Source organism: Roseateles sp. GW823-FHT07B05 (assembly GCF_058794515.1).
Map to the genome: position 1 here is coordinate 13,647 of NZ_JBXAGX010000006.1, position 24,747 is coordinate 38,393.

The following is a 24,747-nucleotide window of genomic DNA, read 5'->3' on the forward strand; positions in this document are numbered from 1 at the left end:
CGCGTGCATGGGGTTCAAGAGGGGTCAGTACGACACCGCCTGGCGCGGCACATCGATCTTGACGAGGGCCTTGGACAAGGCGCCGGTGGCCGCGCGGGCATAGTCCAGCGCCCAGGCCGCATCCGCAAAGCCGGCCGGGCCCGCCGCGGCGGCGACCTGGATGAGCTTGTCGGCCAGCAGCACCTTGCCGGAGCTGCGCAGCGGCTCGCAGCCCAGCGCGACGAACTGGTCGTCCAGCCAGCGGCGGGCGGCCTCGAAGCAGAGCACCTCGGCGCCGTCGAGCCGCAGCTCGACCGGCGCGCCGGTGTCGAAAAGGACGGTGATGCGGGACTGCATGGCCCGCATTGTGTCAGCGGCGCGCCTTGACCGCCTCGCTCAGCACGTCCAGCACGGCCAGCGAGTCATCCCAGCCCAGGCAGGCGTCGGTGATGCTCTGGCCGTAAGCCAGCTTGGCCGGATCGTCCTTGCCCGGCGTGAACTTCTGGGCGCCGTCGTTCAGGTGGCTTTCCACCATGACGCCGAAGATGCTGTTGCTGCCTTCGCGCATCTGGCCGGCGATGTCGCGCGCCACGTCCAGCTGGCGCTGGTGCTGCTTGCTGGAGTTGGCATGCGAGCAGTCCACCATCAGGCGCTGCGGCAGCTTGGACTTTTCCAGGTCGGCGCAGGCCTCGGCCACGCTCTGCGCGTCGTAGTTGGGCGCCTTGCCGCCGCGCAGGATGACGTGGCAGTCGGCGTTGCCGCGCGTCTCGACGATGGCGACCTGGCCGTTCTTGTGGACGGACAGGAAATGGTGGCCGCGCGCCGCGGCCTGGATGGCGTCGGTCGCGATCTTGATATTGCCGTCGGTGCCGTTCTTGAAGCCGATGGGGGCTGAGAGGCCCGAGGCCAGCTCGCGGTGCACCTGGCTTTCAGTCGTGCGCGCGCCGATGGCGCCCCAGGAGATCAGGTCACCGATGTACTGCGGCGAGATCACGTCCAGGAACTCGGAGCCCGCCGGCATGCCCAGGCGGTTGATCTCCAGCAGCAGCTGGCGCGCGATTCGCAGGCCTTCGTCGATGCGGTAGCTCTCGTCGAGGTAGGGGTCGTTGATGAGGCCCTTCCAGCCCACCGTCGTGCGCGGCTTCTCGAAGTAGACGCGCATGACGATCTCCAGCGTGTCGGCGTACTTCTCGCGCTCGACCTTCAGGCGGCGGGCGTACTCGATGGCGGCCTGGGGGTCGTGGATGGAGCAGGGGCCGATGATGACCAGCAGCCGGTCGTCCTTGGCCGCCATGATGTTGCGGATGCGCTGGCGGGTCTGGCCGATCAGCGCCTCGACCGGCGTGCCGCTGATGGGGAAGAAGCGGATCAGGTGCTCCGGCGGCGGCAGCGGCGTCACGTCGACGATGCGCTCGTCGTCGGTGGCGCTGGTCTTGTCGTCCTGGGAGTACCAGCGCTGGGCTTCGGGCTGGACGGAAGAGACTTTGGCGTTCATCGGGGCACCTCTGAAATGAAAAAACCGCCGGGCTGGGCGGCCTCGGCGGTTTTTGGGGAGTTCTCTGTTCAGCGCGCGCGCTCAGGACTCTCCACCGCCGGGGCGGGGAAAAAACCAAAAGCGAAAGTAAGCGGCGCGGGACATGGGAGTGGAATCTAGCACGGCGGCGCGGCGGAGCTTTCGGCAGCGGGCAAGCGCGGCTTGACGGCCACATCAGCCCCCGCCGCCTTCCACCAGCCCGCGCACCCGCAACTGCTCCGTGGCGTCGAAGCGCGCGGCCAGCCAGCCGGCCCAGGCGGCCTCCCGCTGCGAGGCGGACAACGCCACCGCCGTCTGGAGACGCCCCCATTCGGCGCGTGCCTCGGCCACCCGGGCGTCCCAGCGCGCCCATTCGGCCTGCACCGCCGCCACGCGCTGCGCCGACTGCGGATGCTCGGCAACCGGCGCCACGGCGTCGTCGGGCCGCCACTGCCCTGCCTCCCGCGCCAGGATGTCTCGCCACAGCCGCTGCTCCTCGTCGCCGTAGAAGGCATCGGCCGTCGCCCGGCCGAGCTGCATCCGCCGCACTGACTGCCGCTCCTCCAGCGCCGGGCGCCAGCTCGACGGGTCGGCCGGCAGCACGACGCGCTGCCACGGGTGGCGCTGCAGCGCCACGTACCGGCCCCACAGCGCCTGCAACTCCTGCAGCGCAGGCGGCGGCAGGTCGCGCGCGGCGGCCGCGAGCAGGCGCGCGCCGATCACCTCCGGCGGCCACTCCCCCACCGTGCTGAGCCAGTAGTCCAGGCGCCGGCGCAGCGCCCGGTCGACGACCAGCCGCCCCTGCGCATCGGCGCGCCAGCCGCCGTCGGCCTCGGTGCCTTGCAGCGACGGCGGCAAGGCCGCGTCCGCCGCAGGCGCCGCCTGCACGACGGCGGCTGACGCCGGGCCGGGCGGTGCCAGTGCGGTTCCAGCCACGGCTGGCGCCGGCACCGGGGCGACCGCCGGCACGACCGCCGGCGGCTGCTCGCGCGGCGACCAGGCGACACACCCTGCCGCAGTCGCCACGGCCAGGGCCAGCGCGGCCGCCCGCCTCACAGCCCGGCGCCCTTCAGCCGGTTCGCGTGGGCGCGGTAGACCGACACCGGGTCGGACGAGAACAGCCCGCGCAGGCCGAACACATGGTTGATCTCGTCGATGTGGTTCCACGCGTAGTCGTCGCGCAGCACCTGGCCCCAGTGGTTGGAGCAGCGCGACACCAGGCCGTCGTTGGGCTCGAAGCCGAAGAACACGCTGCTGGCGACGAGGAAGCCGTCGCTGACGTCCAGCAGGTTGGTGCCCACCGACGTGCCGCCCATCGAGTAATAGCGGATGCCGTTCACCACCGCCGGGCCGCTGCCGCAGCTGCTGGTGGGCGCGCCCTGCGGGAAGCGGCGGTTGAAGTCGGCCGCGCCGGCGGTGGACAGCGACTTCAGCGACGCCAGCGCGTTCTGCGGGTTGCCGGCGCTGCCGGACAGCGTCGCGATGACGCTGGACAGGCCGTTCACCACGGCCGCCACGGCGCCAGTCGTGCCCGTGCTGCCGGTGATGGCCGCCACCGCGTCCGCCACCTTGCTGCCCTGGTGGGGCGTGCCCATCGTTGTCACGCTGGCCACCAGGCCGGGCGCGACGGCCGCCACGTAGCGGACGGTGTTGCCGCCGTGGCTGTGGCCGATCAGGTTGAACCTGGTGTGGCCGTAGCGGGCCTGGAGGGTCTGCAGCTCCTTGAGCAGCTGCTCGCCCCGCACCTCGGTGCTGTTGCTCTGCGACACGCTGGCCGTGTAGACCACCGCGCCGCCCGAGCGCAGCTCGGCGGGCACGCCGTAGAAGTACTGCACCGGCCCCAGCGCGTCGAAGCCCAGCAGGCCGTGCACGAGCACGATGGGGTGTCGGGTCTGGGTGTAGGTGTCGGCCGAGGCCGCGATGCTGGCGCAGCCCGCGACCACGACGACCATGCAGCGGCGCATCAGCGCGCGCCAGTTCGATTGCCAATTCATTGCCTGTCTCCGGTGGATGTTCTTTGGGGGAAACAGGACGCGCACCGCGGGGGGAACTGCAAGACCGGGGTTCACGTCCCCTGGTCCAGCCGACTGACTGGATCAGCGACCGCGAGTGTGCAGAGCCGGGCGGCAGCGCGCCTCGGCGTTGCTCCGAACCCGGTTCGGAGGACAGACAGCCGCCCCGCTTGTGCGCGAGGGGCGGTGCATGCTCAGGCCGTGCCGCCCACCGTCAGCCCGTCGATGCGCAGCGTCGGCTGGCCCACGCCCACCGGCACGCTCTGGCCTTCCTTGCCGCAGACGCCGACGCCGGTGTCCAGCGCCATGTCGTTGCCGATCATGCTGACGCGGGTCAGTGCGTCGGGGCCGTTGCCGATGATGGTGGCGCCCTTGACCGGGTACTGGATCTTGCCGTTCTCCACCCAGTAGGCCTCGCTGGCGCTGAACACGAACTTGCCGCTGGTGATGTCGACCTGGCCGCCGCCGAAGTTGGTGGCGTACAGGCCCTTCTTGATGGAGGCGACGATCTCCTGCGGGTCGTCCTTGCCGCCCAGCATGTAGGTGTTGGTCATGCGCGGCATGGGCACGTGGGCGTAGCTCTCGCGTCGGCCGTTGCCGGTGGGGGCGGTCTTCATCAGGCGCGCGTTCATCGCGTCCTGGATGTAGCCCTTCAGGATGCCGTCCTCGATCAGCACGTTGCGCTGGCTCGCGCAGCCTTCGTCGTCGACGTTCAGCGAGCCGCGGCGGTCGGGCAGCGTGCCGTCGTCCAGCACGGTCACGCCCTTGGCGGCCACGCGCTGGCCGATGCGGCCGGAGAAGGCACTCGACCCCTTGCGGTTGAAGTCGCCTTCCAGCCCGTGGCCCACGGCCTCGTGCAGCAGCACGCCGGGCCAGCCCGGGCCGACGACGACGGTCATCTCGCCGGCCGGCGCGGGGCGGCTTTCCAAGTTGGTCAGCGCCGCGTGCACGGCCTGCTCGACGTAGGTGGCGATCATCTCGTCGGTGAAATAGGCCAGCCCGAAGCGGCCGCCGCCGCCGCCCGAGCCCACCTCGCGGCGGCCGTTGCTCTCGGCGATGACGGTGATGGACAGGCGCACCAGCGGGCGCACGTCGGCGGCCAGCGTGCCGTCGGCGCGGGCGATCAGCACCACCTCGTGCTCGGCCGCGAGGCCGGCCATGACCTGCACGATGCGCGGGTCCTTGGCGCTGGCCATCTTCTCGGCGCGCTCCAGCAGCGCCACCTTGGCGGCGCTGTCGAGGCTGGCGATGGGGTCGGCCACGCCGTACAGCTCGCGGCTGCCGGCCACGCGGCCCTGCGCCGGCACCTTGACCTTTTTGCTCTGGCCCGCGGCGGCGATGGTGCGCACGGTGCGTGCGGCGTCCAGCAGCGAATCGAGCGAAATGTCGTCAGAGTAGGCGAACGCCGTCTTCTCGCCGGCCACGGCGCGCACGCCCACGCCCTGGTCGATGCTGAAGGAGCCGCTCTTGACGATGCCCTCCTCCAGGCTCCAGCCCTCGGCGCGCGTGGTCTGGAAGTACAGGTCGGCATCGTCGACCCGGTGCTCGGTGATGAGGCGCAGCGCCTGGCTCAGAGACGCTTCGGTCAGACCGAAAGGCTCCAGCAGTTGCGAGCGGGCGGTGGCCAGGCGGGCCAGGGTGGGTTCGACGGCGATCATGGGCTGATTCTAGGAAGCCGGCGGTCAGACCTTGGAAGACATGGATATGTCTTGTTACGCGCGCCGCGTCGGCCCGGCGTGCACAGTGGTCGTTGTGGAGGGGCCTCGCCACCCAACCCTCCCAAGGAGCACGCCATGAAGACCTCGCACAAGACCCTGATCGCCCTGCTGGCCCTGGCCGGCGCTAGCGCCTTCGCCCAGACGCCGGGCACCAACACGCCGCGCGTGGACCAGCGCGAAGCCAACCAGCAGGCCCGCATCGCCCAGGGCGCCGCCAACGGCAGCCTGACGGCGCACGAGACGCAGCGCCTGGAAAAGGAGCAGGCCCGCATCGACAACGCCGAAACCAAGGCCAAGTCCGACGGCACCGTGACCGCCAAGGAGCGCCGCCGCCTGCACGCCATGCAGGACGGCGCCAGCCGCGACATCCGCCGCAAGAAGCACAACGAGCGCACGCCCGGCCAGTGAGGCCAGCCGCCACGCGTGGCTAGCTATTCGTCGCTGGTGCGCTTGAGCTTCAGCCCGGCGTCGTAGAGCCGGTTGCGCGGCGCGCCGCTGATCTGCGCAGCCAGCGCCACGGCCTGTTTCAGCGGCAGTTCGGCCGCCAGCAGCGCCAGCGTGCGCTGCGCCTCGGCCGGCAGTTCGTCATCGGCCGACGCCTGGGCGGCGAGCGCGTGCAACACCAGCACGAACTCGCCGCGCTGGCGCTGCGCATCGGCCGCCAGCCACGCCGGCAGCGTCGCCGCCTCGGCCGTGTGGATGCTCTCGAACTGCTTGGTCAGCTCGCGGCACACCGTCACGCGGCGCGCCGGCGCCAGTTCGGCCAGCAGCGCAATGACGTCGACGATGCGATGCGGCGCCTCGAAGACGACCTGGCTCTGGCCCTCCACCGCCAGCACCGCCTGCAGCGCCGTGCGGCGCTCGCCGGCCTTGGTGGGCAGGAAGCCGGCGAAGGCAAAGCTGGTGGCCGCCGTATCGCCCGCGACGGACAGCGCCGTCACCGTGCTGCTGGGGCCCGGCAGCGGCAGCACGCGGTAGCCGGCCGCCACCACCTGCTGCACCAGCACGGCGCCCGGGTCGGAAATCGCCGGCGTGCCCGCGTCGGACGCATACGCCACGCGCTCGCCCGCCGCCAGCCGTGCGATGACAGCCGCGCTGCCCTCGCGCTCGTTGTGCTGGTGCAGCGCGATCAGCGGCTTGTGCAGGCCCAGGTGACGCAGCAGGCCGCCACCCTGGCGCGTGTCCTCGCAGGCCAGCGCGTCGGCCAGTCCCAGCAGGTGGATGGCGCGCAGGCTCAGGTCCGCCAGATTGCCGATGGGCGTGGCGACGAGATAGAGCGTCGCGGCCGGATACTGCTGGCCGCCGGCCGCGGCCTGGGCGGCCTGGCGAAGCAGGGAGGCGTCAATGTTCAACTGGGGCTCTCGATCAAAACCGGCGACGAAGACGCGCGGCGACGCGGCGGAAGACGCCGCGCTGGCGCACCTGGAGCGCGCCGGCCTGCGCCTGCTGGAGCGCAATTATCGAGTCGCCGCCGGCCCCAGCCGCCACGCCGGCGAGGTGGACCTCATCATGCAGGACCGCGACGGCACGCTGGTCTTCGTGGAGGTGCGCGCCCGCGCCGACACCTCCCACGGCGGCGCGGCCGCCAGCGTCACCGCGCGCAAGCAGCAACGCTTGATCTACGCCGCCCAGCACTACCTGCTGCGCCACGCCAGCCCGCCGCCGTGCCGCTTCGACGTCGTGGCCATCGACGGCGAAACGCTGACCTGGCTGCAAGGCGCCTTCGACGCGGCCTGACCCAGCCCGGCGCGGGCGCATTCAACGCGGACCGGCGCCGGGCCGCCCCAAGCCGGCCCGCAGGCGATGTGCCTTTGGCTCAATGCCAAAGGCATCGCCGTCCCCTCGGGGCTGAGCCCGGACACAGTGCACCCAGTGGGCGCGCTGTGCCTGGCGAAGCGCCGCGGCTCATGCCGCAGCGCGGTCCCAGGCTGGACTTGCGCGCGTTCAGCGCGGGCAAGGCCGGACGAGGGGCTTCTATGATCACGCCCAATGATCGAACAACGAATCCAGCAACAGTTCTTCGAAAGCGCCGACCTGCTCTACCAGGCCGCCGAGCAACTGGCCCGGCCCCTCGCGATGGCGGCGCAGATGGTGGTGGACGCCATCACCGGCGGCAACCGCATCCTGTGCGCGGCGCAGGGCCTGGCCAGCATGGACGCCGACTACCTGGCCGCTCGCCTGGCGGGCCGCTTCGAGCAGGAGCGCCCGGGCCTGGCCGCCTGGAGCCTGGCCGCCCAGGCCCGCGAGGCCGCCGGGCTGGACCTGGCCCGGCTGCTGCAGGCCCACGGCCACCCGGGCGACGTGCTGATCATGATCGAGCCGCTGCGCGAGCAGCGCGACGCCTGGCAGCCCGCGCTGGCCGTGGCCCACTCGCAGGAGATGAGCATCATCGCGTTGACAGCCCAGCCGCAGGGCGCCGCCGACGAGTGGCGCGGCGTGCTGCAGGACACCGACATCCAGATCCGCGTCAGCCACGGGCGCGAGCCGCGCGTTGTGGAAGCCCAGCGCGTGCTGCTGCATGCGCTGGCCGACGCCGTCGACCTGCAGCTGCTCGGCAGTGATGAATAACCTGATTGGAATTCCGACGATGAAGAAGTTCACCCTGACCCTGACCGCCGCCGTGCTCGCCAGCACGCTCGCCACCGGCTGCGCGCCGCTGCTGATCGGCGGCGCCATGATGGGCGGCGTCACGGTCGCCACCGACCGCCGCACGTCCGGCACGCAGCTGGAGGACGAGACCATCGAGGTCAAGGCCGGTGCGCGCATCCGCGAGCAGCTGGGCGACAAGGTCCACATCAACGTCAACAGCTACAACCGCGTCGCGCTGATCACCGGCGAGGCCCGCAACGAGGCCGACCAGGCCGAGGTGGAACGCCTCGTGGCCGGCGTCGAGAACGTCAGCAAGGTGCTCAACGAAGTGGCCGTCACGATGCACAGCTCGCTGAGCACGCGCTCCGCGGACGTCGTGCTCAAGGGCAAGGTCAAGGCCCAGCTCATCGACGCGCGCGACCTGCAGAGCAACGCGTTCTACGTCGTCACAGAGCGCGGCGAGGTGTTCCTGATGGGCCGCGTGACCGAGCGCGAAGCCAACCGCGCCACCGAGATCGCGCGCCAGGTCAGTGGCGTGAAGAAGGTCGTGCGGGCGTTCGAGATCATCAGCGAGGAAGAACTCGCCCGCACGCTGCCCAAAAAGCAGTAAACATTCGCCCCTCGTCCAGCGCTGAAGCGCTGACCGGTCCCCCGAGGGGACGCCGATGCTCGTGGGCCGTGGCCCACGAGCACATCGGCTCAAACCCGGCTTGGGGCGGCCCGGCGCCCGGTTTGAGTTGAGGTCAAAGACGCTTGATCAGCGACGACGTGTCCCAGCGGTTCCCGCCCAGCGCCTGAACGTCGGCGTAGAACTGGTCCACCAGCGCCGTCAGCGGCAGGCGCGAGCCGTTGCGGCGCGCCTCGTCGAGCACCAGGCCAAGGTCCTTGCGCATCCAGTCGACCGCGAAACCGAAGTCGAACTTGTCGTCGACCATGGTCTTGCCGCGGTTGTCCATCTGCCAGCTCTGGGCGGCACCCTTGCCGATGACGTCCAGCACCTGATGCATGTCCAGGCCCGCGTTCTGGCCGAAGCGCACCGCCTCGGACAGGCCCTGCACGACGCCGGCGATGCAGATCTGGTTGACCATCTTGGCGAGTTGGCCCGAGCCCGGGCCGCCCAGCAGCGTGACGGCCTTGGCGAAGGCCAGCGCCAGCGGCTTCATCGCGTCGAACGGCGCCGCCTCGCCGCCACACATCACGGTCAGCGCGCCGTTGACGGCACCGGCCTGGCCACCAGACACCGGCGCGTCAACGAACGGGAGGCCGCGCTTCGCGCCCTCGGCATGCAGCTCGCGGGCCACCGCGGCCGAGGCCGTCGTGTGGTCGATGAACACCGCGCCGGCCGCCATGCCGGCGAAGGCGCCCTGCTCGCCCAGCACCACCGAGCGCAGGTCGTCGTCGTTGCCGACGCAGCAGAACACGAACTCCGCGCCCTTGACGGCCGCCGCCGGCGTGGCCGCGAAGGCGCCGCCGTACTCCGCGGCCCAGGCCTCGGCCTTGGCCGTCGTGCGGTTGTAGACGGTGACCTGGTGGCCGGCGCGCGCCAGATGGCCGGCCATGGGATGGCCCATGACGCCCAGGCCCAGGAAGGCGACGCGGCGGGAGGGAACGGGGTCGTAGGCGCGAGTGGTCATGCTCAGAGGATGGTCAAGTGTTCGGTGCCGGTCGACAGGTCGCCGCTGCGGGCGCGCTCGCTGTTGAGCTTGATCTGCAGCCGCAGGTCGTTCACGGAGTCGGCGTTGCGCAGCGCGTCTTCGTAGGTGACCTTGCCGGCCTCGTAGAGGTCGAACAGCGCCTGGTCGAAGGTCTGCATGCCTTGCTCGCGCGAGCGCTTCATCAGTTCCTTGATCTCGCTGATCTCGCCCTTGAAGATGAGGTCGGAGATCAGCGGCGTGTTCAGCAGGATCTCGACGGCCGCGACGCGGCCCTTGCCCTCGCGGCGCGGCAGCAGCCGCTGGCTGATGAGCGCGCGCAGGTTCAGCGAGATGTCCATCAGCAGCTGCTGGCGGCGGTCTTCGGGGAAGAAGTTGATGATGCGGTCCAGCGCCTGGTTGGCACTGTTGGCGTGCAGCGTGGCCATGCACAGGTGGCCGGTCTCGGCGAAGGCGATGGCGTGGTCCATGGTCTCGCGGTCACGCAGCTCGCCCATCAGGATGACGTCGGGCGCCTGGCGCAGCGAGTTCTTCAGCGCGGCTTCCCAGCTGTCGGTGTCGATGCCCAGCTCGCGCTGCGTGACGATGCAGTTCTTGTGCGGGTGCACGAACTCGATCGGGTCCTCGATGGTCACGATGTGGCCGTAGGTCGTCTCGTTGCGCTCGTCGATCATCGCGGCCAGCGACGTGCTCTTGCCCGAGCCCGTGGCGCCCACGACGATCACCAGACCGCGCTTCTGCTGCACCACCTCGCGCAGCACCACGGGCAGGTCCAGCGACTCGATGGTGGGCAGCGTGGACGGGATGGTCCGCAGCACCAGGCCCACCTGGCCCTGCTGGATGAAGGCGTTGACGCGGAAGCGCCCGATGCCGTGCGGCGAGATCGCGAAGTTGCACTCCTTGGAGCGCTCGAACTCGGCGGCCTGCTTGTCGTTCATGATGGCCCGCGCCAGCTGCAGCGTGTGCTGGCCGGTCAGCGGCTGCGGCGAGACCTTGGTCATCTTGCCGTCCACCTTGATGGCGGGCGGGAACTCCGCCGTCAGGAACAGGTCGGAGCCCTTGCGCGACAGCATCAGCCGCAGCAGGTCGTTGATGAATTTCGAGGCCTGATCGCGTTCCATGATCTATCCGATACGAAGTAGTACCCGTGTTCGGGCCGAGCGCCGGGCCGCTCCCAAGCCGGCCCGCGATGCAATCCGATGGGCGCCTGGCGCGCATTGGATTGCACCCCCTCGGGGGGTGGTTCGGCGTCTCCGCCGAACCGGGGGTGAACAGTTCTAGCCAGGGAAGTTCTCAGGGAACTTGGCCTTCGAACGGGCCTCGGCGGGCGAGATGATGTTGCGCCGCACGAGGTCGGTGAGGTTCTGGTCCAGCGTCTGCATGCCTTGCGAGTTGCCGGTCTGGATGGCCGAGTACATCTGCGCCACCTTGTTCTCGCGGATCAGGTTGCGGATGGCCGAGGTGCCCAGCATGATCTCGTGCGCCGCGACGCGGCCGGTGCCGTCCTTCAGCTTGCACAGGCTCTGCGAGATGACGGCGACGAGCGACTCCGACACCATCGCCCGCACCATTTCCTTCTCGGCCGCCGGGAACACGTCGACGATGCGGTCCACCGTCTTGGCGGCCGACGAGGTGTGCAGCGTGCCGAACACCAGGTGACCCGTCTCCGCCGCGGTAAGTGCCAGGCGGATGGTTTCCAGGTCGCGCATTTCGCCGACGAGCACGCAGTCCGGGTCCTCCCGCAGCGCAGAGCGCAGCGCGTTGGCGAACGAGTGCGTGTGCGGGCCGACCTCGCGCTGGTTGACGAGGCTCTTCTTGCTCTCGTGCACGAACTCGATCGGGTCCTCGATGGTCAGGATGTGGCCGTACTCGTTCTCGTTGAGGTGGTTGACCATGCCGGCCAGCGTCGTGCTCTTGCCCGAGCCGGTCGGGCCGGTCACGAGCACCAGGCCACGGGGCTTGAGCGCCAGGTCGGCAAACACCTTGGGCGCGGCCAGCTGCTCCAGCGACAGGATCTTGCTCGGAATCGTCCGGAACACGGCGCCGGCGCCGCGGTTCTGGTTGAAGGCGTTGACGCGGAAGCGCGCCAGGCCCTGGATCTCGAACGAGAAGTCGACCTCCAGCGTCTCCTCGTACACCTTGCGCTGCGAGTCGTTCATGATGTCGTACACCATGTCGTGGACCGCGCGGTGGTCCAGGGCCTCGACATTGATGCGGCGCACGTCGCCATGCACACGGATCATGGGCGGCAGGCCGGCCGAGAGGTGCAGGTCGGACGCCTTGTTCTTGACCGAAAATGCCAGCAGCTGAGTGATGTCCATGATGCTTCTAAAAGTTCTCGGCTGATTATGGCGATCTCAGATTCCCTCCAAGTCACCAAAACACGGATCACTGCGGCATGTGTCGCAGCTGGCAGGCCACCCGACGCGGTGCGGCTGCTCGTCGTCAGCAAGACCTTCCCGGCCGCGGCCGTGCGCGAGGCCTTCGACGCCGGCGCCCGCGCGTTCGGCGAGAACTATGTGCAGGAAGGCCTGGCCAAGGCCGACGAGCTGGCCGATCTGCGCGATCGGATCGAGTGGCACCTGATCGGCCCGCTGCAGTCCAACAAGACGCGGCCGGTGGCCGAGACCTTCGACTGGGTGCATTCGGTGGACCGGCTCAAGATCGCCGAGCGGCTGTCCGAACAGCGCCCGGCGGGCCTGCCGCCGTTGAACATCTGCTTGCAAGTCAACATCAGCGGCGAGGCCAGCAAGAGCGGCCTGCTGCCCGGCGACGTCGCCGCGCTGGCCCACCGGGTCGCCGCGCTGCCGCGGCTGGCGCTGCGCGGCCTGATGGCCGTGCCCGAGCCCGGCACGGGCGCGCTGGCCCAGCACCAGGCGATGGCGGCGCTGTTCGCGGCGTTGCAGGCCGACGGCCTGGCGCTGGACACGCTGTCGCTGGGCATGAGCGCCGATCTTGAGGACGCCATCACCGCCGGCTCGACGATGGTGCGCGTCGGCTCGGCGATCTTCGGCGCGCGCTGATCCCGGTCAGCGCGGGCGGATCACCACCTCGGCCGGCGCCAGGCCTTCTGAACGCACGCGCAGCGTCACCGGCCCGGCCGCCCCCGGCTTGAGCCTGACGATGGCCAGCGCCAGCGCGTTGAACGCCCGGCGTTCGGTGGACTTGAAGCCGGTGTGGTCGGTCGCATCGCCGTTGTCGGTGGCGACGATCTCGCCCGGGCCGTCCAGCGTGAACGTCAGCAGCGGCTTGCTGCGCGGCACGGCCTGACCGGCGGCGTCGGCAACGGTGGCGGTCACGAACGCCAGGTCGCGGCCGTCGGCGGCAATGGCCGGGCGGTCGGCCGACAGCCGCAGCGCCTCGGCTGCGCCGGTCGTCGCGACGCGCTCGCTCGCCCACGGCTTGCCGGCCTTGTAGGCCACGACGCGCAGTTCGCCCGGCTCGTAGACCACGTCGTTCCAGCGCAGCCGGTACTCGCCCGCCGCCTTGGCCTTGCGGCCCAGCGAGCGGCCGTTGAGGAACAGTTCGGCCTCGTCGCCCGACGTGTAGACATGCACCGGCGTGACCTGGCCCACGCGCTCCGGCCAGTTCCAGTGCGGCAGGATGTGGGCCATGGGCAGGTCGGGCCGCCAGTGCGACTGGTAGAGCCAGAAGCGGTCCTTCTTGAAGCCTGCCAGGTCCAGGATGCCGAAGTACGAGCTGCGCGACGGCAGCGTCAGCCGGCCCAGCCGGGCCAGGTCCTCCCGCGCGCGCTCGCGCTCCTCGCCGGCAGGGAAGTTCAGCAGGTTGGTGGCGTCGTCGTTGAACGGCGTGGGTTCGCCCAGGTAGTCGAAGCCGGTCCAGACGAACTCGCCGGCCACAAAGCGCTGCTGGTCCTGCGCCTTGAACTCGGCGTCGGCCGTCGTCGCCCACGGCGGCGCCACGAGGTCGTAGCTGCTGACCTGGAAATTGGCGCGGCCCAGCGCCGGGTTGTCGTCCACCGGGAAGACATACTCGCCGCGCGAGCTGACGGTGGACGAGGTCTCGCTGCCGTACAGCGGCTGGCCCGGGTTGGCGGCGTGGAAGCGGGCGTACTCGTGCGGCTTGTAGTTGTAGCCAAACACATCCACCGTCTTCTGGAAGCCGTTGTGGCCCGCCTGCACGACGTGCGCCGCCGCCGACACGAGGCGGGTCGGGTCTTCCTGCCGCACCAGCTCGGCCAGCCGGGCGGACACGGCGGGGCCGTCCGGGCGGCCCAGCTCGTGGATCTCGTTGCCGGTGCTCCACAGGATGACGGACGGGTGGTTGCGGTCGCGCCGCACCCAGGCGCGCAGGTCGGCCTCGGACCAATCCGCGAAGTGCTGGTGATAGTCGTTGCGCTTCTTGGCCTGGGTCCAGGTGTCGAACAGCTCGTCGATGACGAGAAAGCCCAGCCGGTCGGTCAGCGCCAGCAGCTCGGGCGCGGGCGGGTTGTGGCTGGTGCGGATGGCGTTGACGCCCATCTCGCGCAGCAGCTCCAGCTGCCGCTCGGCGGCGCGCACGTTGAAGGCGGCGCCGAGCGCGCCCAGGTCGTGGTGCATGCAGACGCCCTGCAGCTGCACGCGGCGGCCGTTGAGGTGGAAGCCGTCGTCGGCCGTGAACGCGATCTGCCGGATGCCGAACGGCGTCTCCACGCGGTCCCGCACGCGGCCGCCCTGCTTCACGACGGTGACGGCGACATGGCGCTGCGGCGAGGCCACGTCCCACAGCGCGGGCCGGGTGAGCCGCAGGTCGAAGTCAAGCGCCGTGCGCTCCCCGCGTTGCAGCGTGCGCGGCTGCTCGCGCGACGGCACCAGCGGCGCGCCGACCGGGCGGCCATCGGCATCGGCCCGGTAGATGTCCACCGTCACGGCCACCCTGACCGGCACCGCGCCGTCGTTGGCGACGGTCACGCGCGTGGCCACTGTCGCCCGCTCGGCCGTCACCTGCGGCGTGCGCACGAACACCTCGCCCGCCGGCACGTGCACGGCGTCGGTGCGCGTCAGCCAGACGTGGCGGTACAGGCCGCCGCCCGGGTACCAGCGCGATGAATCGGGCGGGTTGTCGAGGCGGATCGCCAGCTGGCTGTCGGCGCCCGGCGTCAGGCAGCCGGTCAGGTCCACCTGGTAGGACGTGTAGCCGTAGGGCCAGCCGCCCACCAGCCGGCCGTTGCAGTAGACGGCGGAGTTGGCCAGCGCGCCGTCGATCTCCAGCACCGTGCGCTGGCCCGCCGCGCCGGCCGGCACCGTCTTGCGATACCAGCCCACGCCATGCCAGGGCAGCTTGCCGGTCTCGCCGGGCAGCGCCTGCTGGAAGCCGTGCTCCACGCCCCAGTCGTGCGGCAGGTCCAGCAGCCGCCAGCCGGCATCATCGAAGCCGGGCTGCGCGTAGGCCAGCGCCTCGCCGGGCGCCGTGCCTGCGGGCCGCGTGGCACCGGGCAGTAGCCAGGGTTTGAAGTCGGCCACGCGCGGCGCCACGGCCCCGACCGGGTCGCCCTGCGTGAAACGCCAGCCAGGCGACCAGTCCAGCCGCTCCCGCGCCTGTGCGGGCAGGGACAAGGCCAGGGCAAGCAGGATCAGCGGAGCGGCGGCGGACATGGAGGGCCTTCTGGAGAGGGAGCGCGGCGCATGCTAGGCGCCACCGGGGGCCGGCAAGCGCTCAAGCCGGTGAGCGAATGGCCGTCGGGGCACACTCCGGGCTCATGTCTCTTCGCCTCCTCCTTGCGCTGGCCGTCTGCCTGCTGCCGCTGTGCAGCCGCGCCGGCCCCGTGCCCGACACACTCGCCCAGCGCGCGCTGGCCTGCACCGGCTGCCACGGCAAGGAGGGCCGCGCCGCGCCCGACGGCTACTACCCGCGGCTGGCGGGCAAGCCGGCCGGTTATCTCTACAACCAGTTGCTCAACTTCCGCGACGGCCGGCGTGACTACGGGCTGATGAGCGAGCTCATCGCGCCGCTGTCCGACGCCTACCTGCAGGAGCTGGCCGGCCACTTCGCGGCGCTGGACCTGCCCTACCCGCCGCCGCAGCCGCCCACGCTGGCAGCGCCCGAGCTGGCCCGCGCCGAGCAGCTGGTCCGCCACGGCGACGCCGCCCGCAAGCTGCCCGCCTGCATCGCCTGCCACGGCGAGCGGCTGACCGGTGCGCAGCCGGCCGTGCCGGGGCTGCTGGGCCTGTCGCGCGACTACCTGAACGGCCAGCTGGGCGCCTGGCGCAGCGGCCAGCGGCGCGCGCAGGCGCCGGACTGCATGGCCCACGTCGCCAAGACGCTGACCGACGCCGAGATCAACGCCATCACGCAGTGGCTGGCCGGCCGCCCGCTGCCCGCCGACCCGCACCCGGCCGCCGCGCTGCCGGCCCCCGCCCCGCTGCGCTGTGGAGGCCTGCCATGAAGCGCGCCCTGCTCGCCGCCGTGCTGCTGGCCGTGGCCGCGCCCTTCGCGCTGCTGGCCTGGCAACGCCACCTGCCCGACGACACGCCCCGCGCCACCGCGCCGGTGGACCTGAAGCGCGGCGCCTACCTCGCCGCCGTCGGCAACTGCGCCGGCTGCCACACGGCCCGCGGCGGCGAGCGGCTGGCCGGCGGCCGCGCCATCCCGACGCCGTTCGGCACCGTCTTCTCGCCCAACCTCACGCCGCACGCCACCGGCCTGGCCGGCTGGAGCGCCGACGACTTCTGGCGCACGCTGCACCTGGGCCAGGGCCGCGACGGCCGGCTGCTGGTGCCGGCCCACCCCGTCACCAACACCACCCTCGTCACCCGCGACGACGCCGACGCGCTGCATGCCTGGCTGCAGGCCCAGCCCCCGGTGGACGCCCCCCGCCGCGCGCACGAGCTGCGCGGCCTGTACGGCAGCCAGCTGGCCATCGCCGCCTGGCGGGCGCTGTACTTCCGGCCCGGCACCTACCAGCCCGACCCCGCGCGCGACGCCGCCTGGAACCGTGGCGCCTACCTGAGCCAGGGCCTGGCCCACTGCAGCGCCTGCCACGCCGGCCGCAACGCGCTGGGCGGCGACCAGGGCGCCGCCGACTTCCGCGGCGGCCTGCTGCCCGGGCTGGGCTGGCAGGCGCCGTCGCTGCTGGACCCGGCCGAGGCCGGCGTGCAGCGCTGGACGCCCGAGACCGTGCAGCGCCTGCTGCGCGACGGCCATGCCGACGGCCACACGGCCCAGGGCCCGATGGCCGAGGTGGTGCTGGGCAGCACCGCCGCGCTGGACGACGCCGACCTGGCCGCCATGACCGCCTACCTGCGCTCGCTGCCCGAGCAGCCGGTGCCCCGGCCCGAACCGCCGGAGCCGGACGCGCGCCGCGGAAAGCTGGGCGCCCGCCTGTACGCCGACCACTGCGCCAGCTGCCACGGCGAGCGCGGCGAGGGTGGGCGCGACGACGCCGGCCGCCTGGCCTACCCGGCGCTGGCCGGCAGCCGGCTGGTCACGCAGGCCAGCGCGGCCAACCTGGTGCGGCTCATCGAGCGCGGCGGCTTCGCGCCGGCCACGCCCGGCCACCCCCGCCCCTACGGCATGCCGCCGTTCGCGGGCCAGCTGAGCGCCGAGGAACTGGCCGCACTGGCCAGCCATCTGCGGCAGTCGTTCGGCCACCGCGCGGGCGAGGTCGATGCCGTCGAAGTGCTCCGTTTGAAGGCCGCCGCCGCCGCGCGCTGAGCCGGCAGGCCCCCGGGCGGGGGAGCCGTCGTGAACGACTTCACGGCCGCACTCGGCAGCCTTGAAGCAAATCGTCACAGGTCGCGACACACTGCGCGCCGGCCCGTCGTTGGGACCGTCCAAAACGGACGTGCGGGCCTACAGTCCGCAGCGGCACCCATGCGCGGCGGATGCCGCCATACCGAAGATCTCGAAGGAACGGAACGAATGAACTTTCTGACGCAACTGCGCATCGACCAGCGCCTCTTCGTGAGCTTTGGTCTGCTGATCCTGCTGCTGGTGGGCATCGGCACCTATGGCGCATCCAATGCGAAGCGCCTGGCCAATGACCTGGACCGCACGGCGAACTCCAGCCTCGTGAAGATCGGCTCGGCCAACGGCCTGGAGAGCCAGGTCAACATCATTGCCCGCGCCGTGCGCGACCTGCTGCTGCTGGACACCGCCGGTGCCATCAAGAAGCAGAAGGCAGCCATCGCCGGTGCGGTGGACGAGTCCGAGAAGCAGCTCAAGAGCCTGGAAGACAGCGTCTCCGACGACGCCGAGAAGGCCGTCGTGTCGGACGTGCGCGCGCAGAAGGTCAAGTTCCTGGCCGCGCTGGAGAAGTTCCAGAAGATCCAGGCCGACGGCAGCCCCGACGAGGCCCGTGAAAGCCTGATCACCGACCTGCGCCCCGCCCAGGCCGCGCTGCAGGACGGCATCAAGAAGCTGGTGGACATGCAGTTCGAGAACGGCAAGCTGCTGGCCACCAACGGCGTGCAACTGGCCGGCTGGTCGGTCATGCTGACCATCGGCCTGGTGGTGTTCGCTGTCGTCGTCGGCATCGGTGGCGCCATCGTCATCGCCCGCTCCATCGTCGGCCCGGCCCGCAAGGCCCAGCTGGCCGCCGAAGCCATCGCCGCCGGCGACCTGACGCAGAACATCCAGGTCGAAGGCCGCGATGAACTGAGCCAGATGCTGCAGGCCATGCAGAACATGCAGCAGGCGCTGTCCGGCGTCGTGCGCGACGTGTCGGCCGCGGCCAGCGAGGTGGCGTCCAACTCCGGCTCCATCGCCGACAGCAACTCCAACCTGGCCGAGCGCACCACGCGCTCCGCCGCCAGCCTGCAGAACACCGCCGCGTCGGTGGAAGAGATCGCCTCCACGCTCAAGGGCGCCAGCGACCTGACCCGCCGCGCCGCCGGCATCGCCGTGACGGCCCGCCAGGCGGCCAGCAACGGCGGCTCGGTCGTCTCCAAGGTCGTCGAGACCATGGAAGAGATCAGCGCCAGCTCCAAGAAGATCGGCGACATCATCGGCGTCATCGACGGCATCGCCTTCCAGACCAACATCCTGGCGCTGAACGCCGCCGTGGAAGCGGCCCGTGCCGGCGAACACGGCCGCGGCTTCGCGGTCGTCGCTGCCGAAGTGCGCGCGCTGGCACAGCGCTCGGCCGGTGCCGCCAAGGAAATCAAGGTGCTGATCCAGGAGTCGACCGTCAAGGTCGAGAACGGCACGACGCTGGTCAACAACGCCGGCGTCACCATCCGCAGCGTCGTCGACGAGGTCAACAACATGGGCCAGCTGATCGAGGAAATCTCGCACTCGGCCCAGGAGCAGGCCACCGGCGTCGGCGTCGTCAACGGCGCGATGAACGAGCTGGACAAGGCCACGCAGCAGAACACCAGCCTGGTCGGCGAACTCAGCCGCTCGGCCGACGCGCTGCGCGACAGCTCCACCCGCCTCATCGAGGCGGTGGGCTTCTTCCGCGCCGCCTGAGCCCCGTCAATCACTCATCGAGGTCCGCCATGTCATTCCTGCGTTCCGTCACCGTATTGGCCGCCAGCCTGATGTTCGCCGTGGCGGGGGCTCATGCCGCGCCCAAGGTCATCAAGAAGGTGCCGCCGGAGTTCCCGTCCGAGGCGGCCAAGAAGGGCATCTCCGCCGGCTCGGTCAAGGCCAAGCTCATCATCGAAGCCGACGGCAAGGTCAGCGACGTGGAAATCGTCGAAGCCGAACCCAAGCGCGTGTTCGACCGCGCCGTGAAGGCCGCGCTGATGGAGTGGAAGTTCGAGCCGGGCGAGAAGACCACCCACGAAGTGAAGCTCGTCTTCAAAAACGAGGACTGAGGCGGGGCTGCTGGCCCCGCTCAGCGGCGCATCGCCGGCGGTACGTCCACCGGCGAGCCGTGCGGCCACCAGTGCACGCCGCCCATGACCAGCATCACCGTGACAACGGCGCCGGCCGCCAGGCCCAGGCGCCGTTTTCTTTGGGCGCGCTGCACGCGCGCATGGCCCACGCCGGTGGCCTCGCGCAGCGCCGCGCCGCGCTGGCCCGATGGCAGGCGCTTGAGGTTCACCGCCTGCTTGCGGCCGTCACGGCCGGTCACAATTTCGAAGCTCAGCGGCTCATCCATCTGCGGCCCCAGGCCGTCGGTAGGGAAAGCCCCCAGCGCCACGAACAACTCTTCTCCGCCGCCCACCGGGCGGATGCTGCCGTAGCCCGCCGCGTGGTTCCAGGCGCTCAGCACACCATCGAATCTCATACTGCCCTCTCAAGCCTGAATGTTGGGGCGGCCGGCGCCAGGCGCCGCAACCGGATGTAAACCCCGACAATCCCGCCTCCCCGACCCTTCCGACCCCGCATGCCCATCCACTGGTTCCCCGGCCACATGAACTCCACCCGTCAGGCGATCAAGGATCGCGTGAAGGCGGGGCTGGACGTGGTCATCGAGCTGCTGGACGCACGCCTGCCGGGCTCCAGCAGCAACCCGCTGCTCGCCTCGCTGACGACCGGCCGGCCGTCGCTGAAGGTGCTGAACAAGCAGGACCTGGCCGACCCGGCACAGACCGAAGCCTGGCTGGCGTACTACAACGCACAACCCCACACCCGCGCAATCCCACTGGATGCGGGGGAGAAGGCGCCGGCGCGCGCCCTCGTCAAGGCCTGCCGCGAGCTGGCGCCCGGGCGCGGCGACATGCACAAGCCGCTGCGCGTGCTGATCTGCGGCATCCCCAACGTCGGCAAGAGCACGCTGATCAACACGCTGGTGGGCAAGAAGGCCGCCAAGACGGGCGACGAGCCCGGCATCACCAAGATCGAGCAGAAGATCGTGCTGGAGAACGGCTTCTATCTGTTCGACACGCCCGGCATGCTGTGGCCCAGGATCTCCATCGAGCAAAGCGGCTACCACCTGGCCGCCAGCGGCGCCATCGGCCGCAACGCGTTCGACGAGGCCGAGGTGGCGCTGGAGCTCATCGCCACGCTCAAGCGCCGCTACGCCGACCGGCTGCAGCAGCGCTTCGGCCTGGCGGAGCTGGGCGAGGACGACGCGGTGCTGGAGGCCATCGGCGTGAAGCGCGGCGCCAAGATCCGCGGCGGCGCGGTGCAGCTGCACAAGGCCGCCGAGGCGCTGCTGATGGACTTCCGCGGCGGGCAGCTGGGCCGCATCACGCTGGAGACGCCCGACGAGATGGCCGCCTGGCGCCGCGCGGCCGCCGAGGCCGAGGAACGCAAGGCCGCCGAGCGCGAGGCCGAGAAGGCCGCGGAGAAGGTCAAGCGCAGCGGCCGGCGCCAGGCAGCCAGCGGAGACGCGTGATTCCCCGGGTGTGAGGCCGGGCCCCGCTGCCTATGCTGGGGCCATGACACGCCTCTCCCTGCTCGACCTCGCCTTCTTCATCGCCGAGAGCGAGGCCAGCCCCAAGCACGTGGCCGGGCTGCACCTGCACCGCATCCCCAAGGGGGGCTCGGCGCGCTTCGCGAAGCAGCTGTACGAGGCCTTCCTCGAACACACCGACGTCCAGCCACCGTTCAACCAGGTCATCCACTTCCTGTCCGCCGGGTTGATGCCCAGTTGGGCCACAGCCGAGTCGGTGGACCTGACGCAGCACGTGTTCTTCCACCAGCTCAAGCGCGGCGCCAACGACCGCGAGGCGCTGTACGCGCTGGCGTCCCGCCTGCACGAGCCGGTGCTGGACCGCAGCCGGCCGCTGTGGGAGGTGCACGTCATCTCCGGGCTGTGGGACCGCCAGTTCGCCGTCTATTACAAGATGCACCACGCGGTGGCCGACGGCATCACGATGACGCGCTGGGGCGTGCAGTCGCTGCGCACGACGCCCGACGACCTCAGCCTCACACCCGTCTGGACGCTGGACCAGTCGCGCCGCGGCGGCGGCCTCAAGGGCAAGAAGCGGCTGGACCAGGCCGTCGCCGGCACCGTGTGGAAGCAGCTCACCGCCAACAGCAAGCGCGCCGTCGGCGTCGGGCGGCTGACCGCCATGCTGGCGCTGGAGGCGGTGAAGCTGACCAAGAACGCCATCTCGCTGCCCTTCATGGCCAGCGGCAACACGCCGTTCACCGGCAACGCGACGCCGGGCCGCCAGTTCGCCACCGCCGCCGTGCCCATGGCCCGCATCGACGCCATCCGCCAGGTCGCGCGCGCCACGCTGAACCACGTCGCGCTGACCTGCCTGGACGGCGCCATGCACCGCTACCTGGCCGACGAGGGCATCACGCTGGACCGGCCCATCACCATCCAGATGCCGGTGAACCTGAGGCGCGAAGGCGAGAAGAGCGGCGGCAACAAGATCGGCATCATCCTCGTCGACCTGTCCCCGCCCACCGACGATGCCTACGTGCGGCTGCGCAACGTCGGCTACTCGCTGCGCAACGTGCGGTCCATGATCGACTCGGTCGCGCCCGAGGCGGTGGAGACGTACACCATCCTCACCGGCCTGCTGGGCCAGATCGCCGGCATGCTCAAGCTCGCCGACGTCGTCACGCCGCTGGGCAACACGCTGGTGTCCAACGTGCCCGGCCCGGCGGAGACGCTCTACCTGAGGGGCGCCGAACTGACCGAGATGCACCCCGTGTCCACGCTGCCGGCCACCCACCTGCTGAACATCACGCTGTTCAGCTATGCCGGCACGCTGTACTTCGGCCTGATCGCGACCGACGCGCTGCCCAACCTGGGCCGGCTGGCGGCTTACATCGACGAGGAGATCGCCGCGCTGGAAGTGGCCGTCGGGCTCTGACGCCTCAGCACGAAGAAGAACGTGGCGGCCGAGCCCTTCTGGTCCATCAGCCCCAGCACCGTGTCGTCGTCGAGGCGGCGGAACACGTCGTGGATAGGCAGGCGGTCATAGACCATCGCCGCGCTGACCTGGCCGCGGTGCGCCAGCTGCCGCAGCCGTGCGCCTGAGCGCCGGGTCGACAACAGCGGCAGCAGCCATTGCAGGGCCCGCCCGATGGCGGGGGACTTGGGCAGCGGCCAGCGGTCCAGCCACCGCAGCGACGGCGCCATCCACAGCGGGTTCAGCGCCAGCGTGCCGCCACCACGCCGCGCGAACAGCAGCGGATGCACATGCTCCGCGCTGTCGAAGCGCTTGCCCCACCAGCCGTAGGCTTCCAGCGCGCCGTCCAGCGCATGGCCGGTCGGAAAGCCCTCGCCGCGCCAGGTGCCGAGCATGAAGTCCGTCGACACCGGTGGCAGCGAGTCGAACAGCCGGAGGGCCGAGGCGGTGTCAGAGGCGCTCATCAGGGCGCCATCATCCCGCCAAACCGGCGCCCCGCGACGGACGCGCCGCGGCCGGGCCGGTCAGCGCCGCGGGCCAGGCACCACGTAGACCGGGCCGCGGCCATAGTCGCGGTCGTCGTAGTGATGGTGGTATCCGCCGTGGCGGTGCGGCACGATGATGCAGCCGGACAGCAGCACGGCGGACGAGATCAGGGCAAGGGCCAGGGCCAGTCGTTTCATGGGTCAGCTCCGGGCCGCAACGCGCGGCCGTCAGCTGCTAACCGCCGCCGGCCGCGGCCGGATGACGGGCGTCACACACGGTTACGCGCGCCATGCAGGCCCGATATGCTGCACTTTCCGTTTTTCAGGGAATGTCATGAAACAACCACTGCTGCTGCTCCTGCTGCCGGCCGCGCTGCTGGGCTGCGCCGGCCCGGCGCCCAAGGAAGAGCCCCCTGCGGCCACGGCCGAGGGCACCGTCTGCGAACGCGACGAGATCACCGGCACGCGCTTCACCGCCATGCGCTGCCGCTCGGCCGCGCAGCGCGAGCGCGACAAGCGCAGCGCGGAAGACCTCGAGGACCTGGCTCGCCGCGGCCAGGCCGTCACCAAGCCCGGCAGCACCTGACCGCCGCGTTATGCTGCGCGCCACCACGGACCTACGCCCCGTCATCATGAAACTGCTGCTGCCCCTGCTCGTGATCGGATTGGCCGGCTGCGCCGCCGCCCCGCAAACCAACGACACCGTCGCGGCAGACCAGGTGTCCTGCGAGCGCGAGACGCGCGTCGGCAGCAACCTGCCGACCAGCCGCTGCCGCACCGCCGCGCAGCGCGAGGCCGACCGGCGCCAGGCCGAGTCCATCGGCGAGAACATCCGCCCGGGCTCCGCCGTGGCGCCCGGCCGCGGCTCCTGATCAGCGGCGGTCTTCGCGCCGCACGCCGGCCAGCGCCAGCATGCCGAGCGCCAGCACCGCGGCGGTCAGCCACAGGGCGGCGTCGAAGCTGCCGCTGGCCTCCACCATGCGGCCGGTCAGCGCCGGTGCGCTGACCTGCGCCACGCCGTAGCTCAGCGTCAGCCGCGCCATCGCCTTGCCCGGGTTGGCAGGCGAGCGCCGCCCCACCAGCGCCAGCGTCAGGCTGACGATGCCGATGAAGGTGGCGCCGTACAGCAGCGCGCCCAGCAGCGCCGCGGCCAGGCTGTGCGACAGCGCCGGCAGCAGCACGCCGGCGATCTGCACGCCGAACGCAATCAGCAGCGCGCCGACGTCGCCGGTGCGCCGCGCGATGCGGTCCCACACGAACACCGCCGGCGTGGCCGCCAGCCCCACCAGCAGCCAGGCCCACGGCCCCTGGCCGGCCAGCAGCGGCTGCTTCTCGACGATGGCCACCGTGAAGGTCGCGTTGATGACGAAGCCCCAGCCGGCACAGAAATAGGCCGCCACCATCAGCGCCATCCAGCGCCGCGACGGCGCCACGCCGGCCTGCGACTTGAGCGCCGGCGGCGGCACGGGCGGGCGCCACCACCACGCCGGCACCAGGAAGGCCAGCCCCAGCAGCGCGAAGCCCTGCCACTGCGCGGCCCAGCCCCAACCCAGGCCGCTCATGCCCATGGCGCCGACGGCCGACACGACGATGCCCAGCCCCAAGCCGATGAAGTACAGGCCCAGCTCGGGCCGGCGCCCGGCGCGGATCAACCAGCCCTGCACCAGGCCCGAGCCCAGCAGCATGCCGGCCGCGCCGCACAGCCCGCCCACGTAGCGCGACACGGCCCAGGCCGCGAACTGCGTGCTCCAGCCCATCAGCGCCGTGATGACGAGGGCCAGCGGCAGCGCCCAGGTGTACAGGCGCCGGCGCCAGACCGGGTCCTCGATCCACGCTGCCAGCAGCGCGCCGCTCATATAGCCGGCGTAGTTGATGGCCGCCAGCAGCCCGCCGTCGGCCACGCCCAGCCCGGCCTGGGCGTGCATCTGCGGCAGCAGCGGCGTGAACGCGAAGCGCGCCAGGCCGATGGTCAGCACCAGAGCGCAGACGCCGCCCAGCAGCACCTGCCAGGCCTGCAGGCGGGAGGGCGGGGCGGCGTCGGGCATGCCCCCAGCGTAAGCGACGACGGCACGGCCCGCGCCCGCGGGGGCTTGCAAAC

At 71.2% G+C, this 24,747-nt stretch carries 27 protein-coding genes; 13 read left to right on the forward strand and 14 right to left on the reverse strand.

Annotated features, from left to right (window positions below; translation table 11 throughout):
* Nucleotides 1-24: 24 nt before the first annotated feature.
* The 5 genes from AC1Q7O_RS14450 to tldD form a co-directional block, all read right to left on the reverse strand.
* Nucleotides 25-336 (reverse strand): hypothetical protein, encoded by a 312-nt coding sequence (locus AC1Q7O_RS14450; protein ID WP_492657795.1) that lies wholly within the window; start codon nt 334-336, stop codon nt 25-27.
* 13 nt (nt 337-349) lie between these two features.
* Complete coding sequence (locus AC1Q7O_RS14455) at nt 350-1,474, reverse strand: 3-deoxy-7-phosphoheptulonate synthase (RefSeq protein ID WP_492657796.1); 1,125 nt, start codon at nt 1,472-1,474, stop codon at nt 350-352.
* A gap of 213 nt (nt 1,475-1,687) precedes the next feature.
* Complete coding sequence (locus AC1Q7O_RS14460; protein ID WP_492662715.1) at nt 1,688-2,428, reverse strand: lipase chaperone; 741 nt, start codon at nt 2,426-2,428, stop codon at nt 1,688-1,690.
* A gap of 116 nt (nt 2,429-2,544) precedes the next feature.
* Nucleotides 2,545-3,486 carry an esterase/lipase family protein gene (locus tag AC1Q7O_RS14465; RefSeq protein WP_492657798.1) on the reverse strand — a complete coding sequence of 314 codons (942 nt, stop codon included), beginning with the start codon at nt 3,484-3,486 and terminating at the stop codon, nt 2,545-2,547.
* A gap of 212 nt (nt 3,487-3,698) precedes the next feature.
* The gene (gene tldD, locus AC1Q7O_RS14470; protein WP_492657799.1) at nt 3,699-5,162 is read right to left on the reverse strand and encodes a metalloprotease TldD; all 1,464 of its coding nucleotides are present in this window, start codon (nt 5,160-5,162) and stop codon (nt 3,699-3,701) included.
* A 135-nt stretch (nt 5,163-5,297) separates the two neighbouring features.
* On the opposite strand from tldD, the gene AC1Q7O_RS14475 reads away from it, so the two are divergent.
* Nucleotides 5,298-5,630 (forward strand): hypothetical protein, encoded by a 333-nt coding sequence (locus AC1Q7O_RS14475; RefSeq protein WP_492657800.1) that lies wholly within the window; start codon nt 5,298-5,300, stop codon nt 5,628-5,630.
* 23 nt (nt 5,631-5,653) lie between these two features.
* On the opposite strand, the gene rsmI is transcribed toward AC1Q7O_RS14475, so the two are convergent.
* Nucleotides 5,654-6,574, reverse strand: coding sequence for a 16S rRNA (cytidine(1402)-2'-O)-methyltransferase (gene rsmI / locus AC1Q7O_RS14480; protein WP_492657801.1), 921 nt, complete (start codon nt 6,572-6,574; stop codon nt 5,654-5,656).
* Here rsmI and AC1Q7O_RS14485 point away from each other — a divergent pair.
* The 3 genes from AC1Q7O_RS14485 (at nt 6,567) to AC1Q7O_RS14495 (ending at nt 8,421) form a co-directional block, all read left to right on the forward strand.
* A complete protein-coding gene (locus AC1Q7O_RS14485) occupies nt 6,567-6,959 on the forward strand; it encodes a YraN family protein (protein ID WP_492657802.1) in 393 nt (130 codons plus the stop codon). The genes rsmI and AC1Q7O_RS14485 overlap by 8 nt on opposite strands.
* A gap of 252 nt (nt 6,960-7,211) precedes the next feature.
* Nucleotides 7,212-7,790 carry an SIS domain-containing protein gene (locus AC1Q7O_RS14490; protein ID WP_492657803.1) on the forward strand — a complete coding sequence of 193 codons (579 nt, stop codon included), beginning with the start codon at nt 7,212-7,214 and terminating at the stop codon, nt 7,788-7,790.
* 19 nt (nt 7,791-7,809) lie between these two features.
* Entirely contained in the window at nt 7,810-8,421 is a 612-nt protein-coding gene (locus AC1Q7O_RS14495; protein ID WP_492657804.1) for a BON domain-containing protein, read from the forward strand.
* A gap of 133 nt (nt 8,422-8,554) precedes the next feature.
* Here AC1Q7O_RS14495 and AC1Q7O_RS14500 read toward each other — a convergent pair whose 3' ends face one another.
* The 3 genes from AC1Q7O_RS14500 to AC1Q7O_RS14510 all read right to left on the reverse strand — a co-directional run bounded on the left by AC1Q7O_RS14500 (nt 8,555) and on the right by AC1Q7O_RS14510 (nt 11,784).
* On the reverse strand, nt 8,555-9,445 hold the full coding sequence (locus tag AC1Q7O_RS14500) for an NAD(P)-dependent oxidoreductase (protein WP_492657805.1): 891 nt from the start codon (nt 9,443-9,445) through the stop codon (nt 8,555-8,557).
* A gap of 2 nt (nt 9,446-9,447) precedes the next feature.
* Nucleotides 9,448-10,584 (reverse strand): PilT/PilU family type 4a pilus ATPase, encoded by a 1,137-nt coding sequence (locus AC1Q7O_RS14505; RefSeq protein ID WP_492657806.1) that lies wholly within the window; start codon nt 10,582-10,584, stop codon nt 9,448-9,450.
* Nucleotides 10,585-10,740: 156 nt separating this feature from the next.
* On the reverse strand, nt 10,741-11,784 hold the full coding sequence (locus AC1Q7O_RS14510; protein WP_492657807.1) for a type IV pilus twitching motility protein PilT: 1,044 nt from the start codon (nt 11,782-11,784) through the stop codon (nt 10,741-10,743).
* A gap of 27 nt (nt 11,785-11,811) precedes the next feature.
* Between AC1Q7O_RS14510 and AC1Q7O_RS14515 the strand changes: the two genes are divergently transcribed.
* Complete coding sequence (locus AC1Q7O_RS14515; RefSeq protein ID WP_492657808.1) at nt 11,812-12,486, forward strand: YggS family pyridoxal phosphate-dependent enzyme; 675 nt, start codon at nt 11,812-11,814, stop codon at nt 12,484-12,486.
* A gap of 6 nt (nt 12,487-12,492) precedes the next feature.
* Here AC1Q7O_RS14515 and galB read toward each other — a convergent pair whose 3' ends face one another.
* Nucleotides 12,493-15,057 (reverse strand): beta-galactosidase GalB, encoded by a 2,565-nt coding sequence (gene galB, locus AC1Q7O_RS14520; RefSeq protein ID WP_492657809.1) that lies wholly within the window; start codon nt 15,055-15,057, stop codon nt 12,493-12,495.
* 104 nt (nt 15,058-15,161) lie between these two features.
* Here galB and AC1Q7O_RS14525 point away from each other — a divergent pair, with 104 nt between their 5' ends.
* The 4 genes from AC1Q7O_RS14525 to AC1Q7O_RS14540 all read left to right on the forward strand — a co-directional run bounded on the left by AC1Q7O_RS14525 (nt 15,162) and on the right by AC1Q7O_RS14540 (nt 19,221).
* Nucleotides 15,162-15,848: a c-type cytochrome gene (locus AC1Q7O_RS14525; protein ID WP_492657810.1), complete on the forward strand. Its 687-nt coding sequence runs from the start codon at nt 15,162-15,164 to the stop codon at nt 15,846-15,848.
* Nucleotides 15,845-17,116: a c-type cytochrome gene (locus tag AC1Q7O_RS14530; RefSeq protein WP_492657811.1), complete on the forward strand. Its 1,272-nt coding sequence runs from the start codon at nt 15,845-15,847 to the stop codon at nt 17,114-17,116. Before AC1Q7O_RS14525 ends, AC1Q7O_RS14530 begins: the two co-directional genes overlap by 4 nt.
* A gap of 207 nt (nt 17,117-17,323) precedes the next feature.
* Nucleotides 17,324-18,871: a methyl-accepting chemotaxis protein gene (locus AC1Q7O_RS14535; protein WP_492657812.1), complete on the forward strand. Its 1,548-nt coding sequence runs from the start codon at nt 17,324-17,326 to the stop codon at nt 18,869-18,871.
* A gap of 29 nt (nt 18,872-18,900) precedes the next feature.
* On the forward strand, nt 18,901-19,221 hold the full coding sequence (locus AC1Q7O_RS14540; RefSeq protein WP_492657813.1) for an energy transducer TonB: 321 nt from the start codon (nt 18,901-18,903) through the stop codon (nt 19,219-19,221).
* A gap of 20 nt (nt 19,222-19,241) precedes the next feature.
* Here AC1Q7O_RS14540 and AC1Q7O_RS14545 read toward each other — a convergent pair whose 3' ends face one another.
* On the reverse strand, nt 19,242-19,637 hold the full coding sequence (locus AC1Q7O_RS14545; RefSeq protein ID WP_492657814.1) for a cold-shock protein: 396 nt from the start codon (nt 19,635-19,637) through the stop codon (nt 19,242-19,244).
* Between the two features lie 99 nt (nt 19,638-19,736).
* On the opposite strand from AC1Q7O_RS14545, the gene ylqF reads away from it, so the two are divergent.
* Both ylqF and AC1Q7O_RS14555 read left to right on the forward strand, forming a co-directional pair.
* The gene (gene ylqF / locus AC1Q7O_RS14550) at nt 19,737-20,690 is read left to right on the forward strand and encodes a ribosome biogenesis GTPase YlqF (RefSeq protein WP_492657815.1); all 954 of its coding nucleotides are present in this window, start codon (nt 19,737-19,739) and stop codon (nt 20,688-20,690) included.
* Nucleotides 20,691-20,733: 43 nt separating this feature from the next.
* A complete protein-coding gene (locus AC1Q7O_RS14555) occupies nt 20,734-22,125 on the forward strand; it encodes a wax ester/triacylglycerol synthase domain-containing protein (RefSeq protein WP_492657816.1) in 1,392 nt (463 codons plus the stop codon).
* On the opposite strand, the gene AC1Q7O_RS14560 is transcribed toward AC1Q7O_RS14555, so the two are convergent.
* Entirely contained in the window at nt 22,077-22,628 is a 552-nt protein-coding gene (locus AC1Q7O_RS14560; protein ID WP_492657817.1) for a DUF4334 domain-containing protein, read from the reverse strand. The two genes, AC1Q7O_RS14555 and AC1Q7O_RS14560, sit on opposite strands and share 49 nt — an antisense overlap.
* 60 nt (nt 22,629-22,688) lie before the next feature.
* Entirely contained in the window at nt 22,689-22,847 is a 159-nt protein-coding gene (locus AC1Q7O_RS14565; protein ID WP_492657818.1) for a hypothetical protein, read from the reverse strand.
* A 136-nt stretch (nt 22,848-22,983) separates the two neighbouring features.
* Between AC1Q7O_RS14565 and AC1Q7O_RS14570 the strand changes: the two genes are divergently transcribed.
* Nucleotides 22,984-23,235, forward strand: coding sequence for a hypothetical protein (locus tag AC1Q7O_RS14570; RefSeq protein ID WP_492657819.1), 252 nt, complete (start codon nt 22,984-22,986; stop codon nt 23,233-23,235).
* Nucleotides 23,236-23,281: 46 nt separating this feature from the next.
* Complete coding sequence (locus tag AC1Q7O_RS14575) at nt 23,282-23,521, forward strand: hypothetical protein (RefSeq protein ID WP_492657820.1); 240 nt, start codon at nt 23,282-23,284, stop codon at nt 23,519-23,521.
* Here the strand turns inward: AC1Q7O_RS14575 and AC1Q7O_RS14580 are convergent, their stop codons facing one another.
* On the reverse strand, nt 23,522-24,694 hold the full coding sequence (locus tag AC1Q7O_RS14580) for a YbfB/YjiJ family MFS transporter (RefSeq protein ID WP_492657821.1): 1,173 nt from the start codon (nt 24,692-24,694) through the stop codon (nt 23,522-23,524).
* Nucleotides 24,695-24,747: the final 53 nt, after the last annotated feature.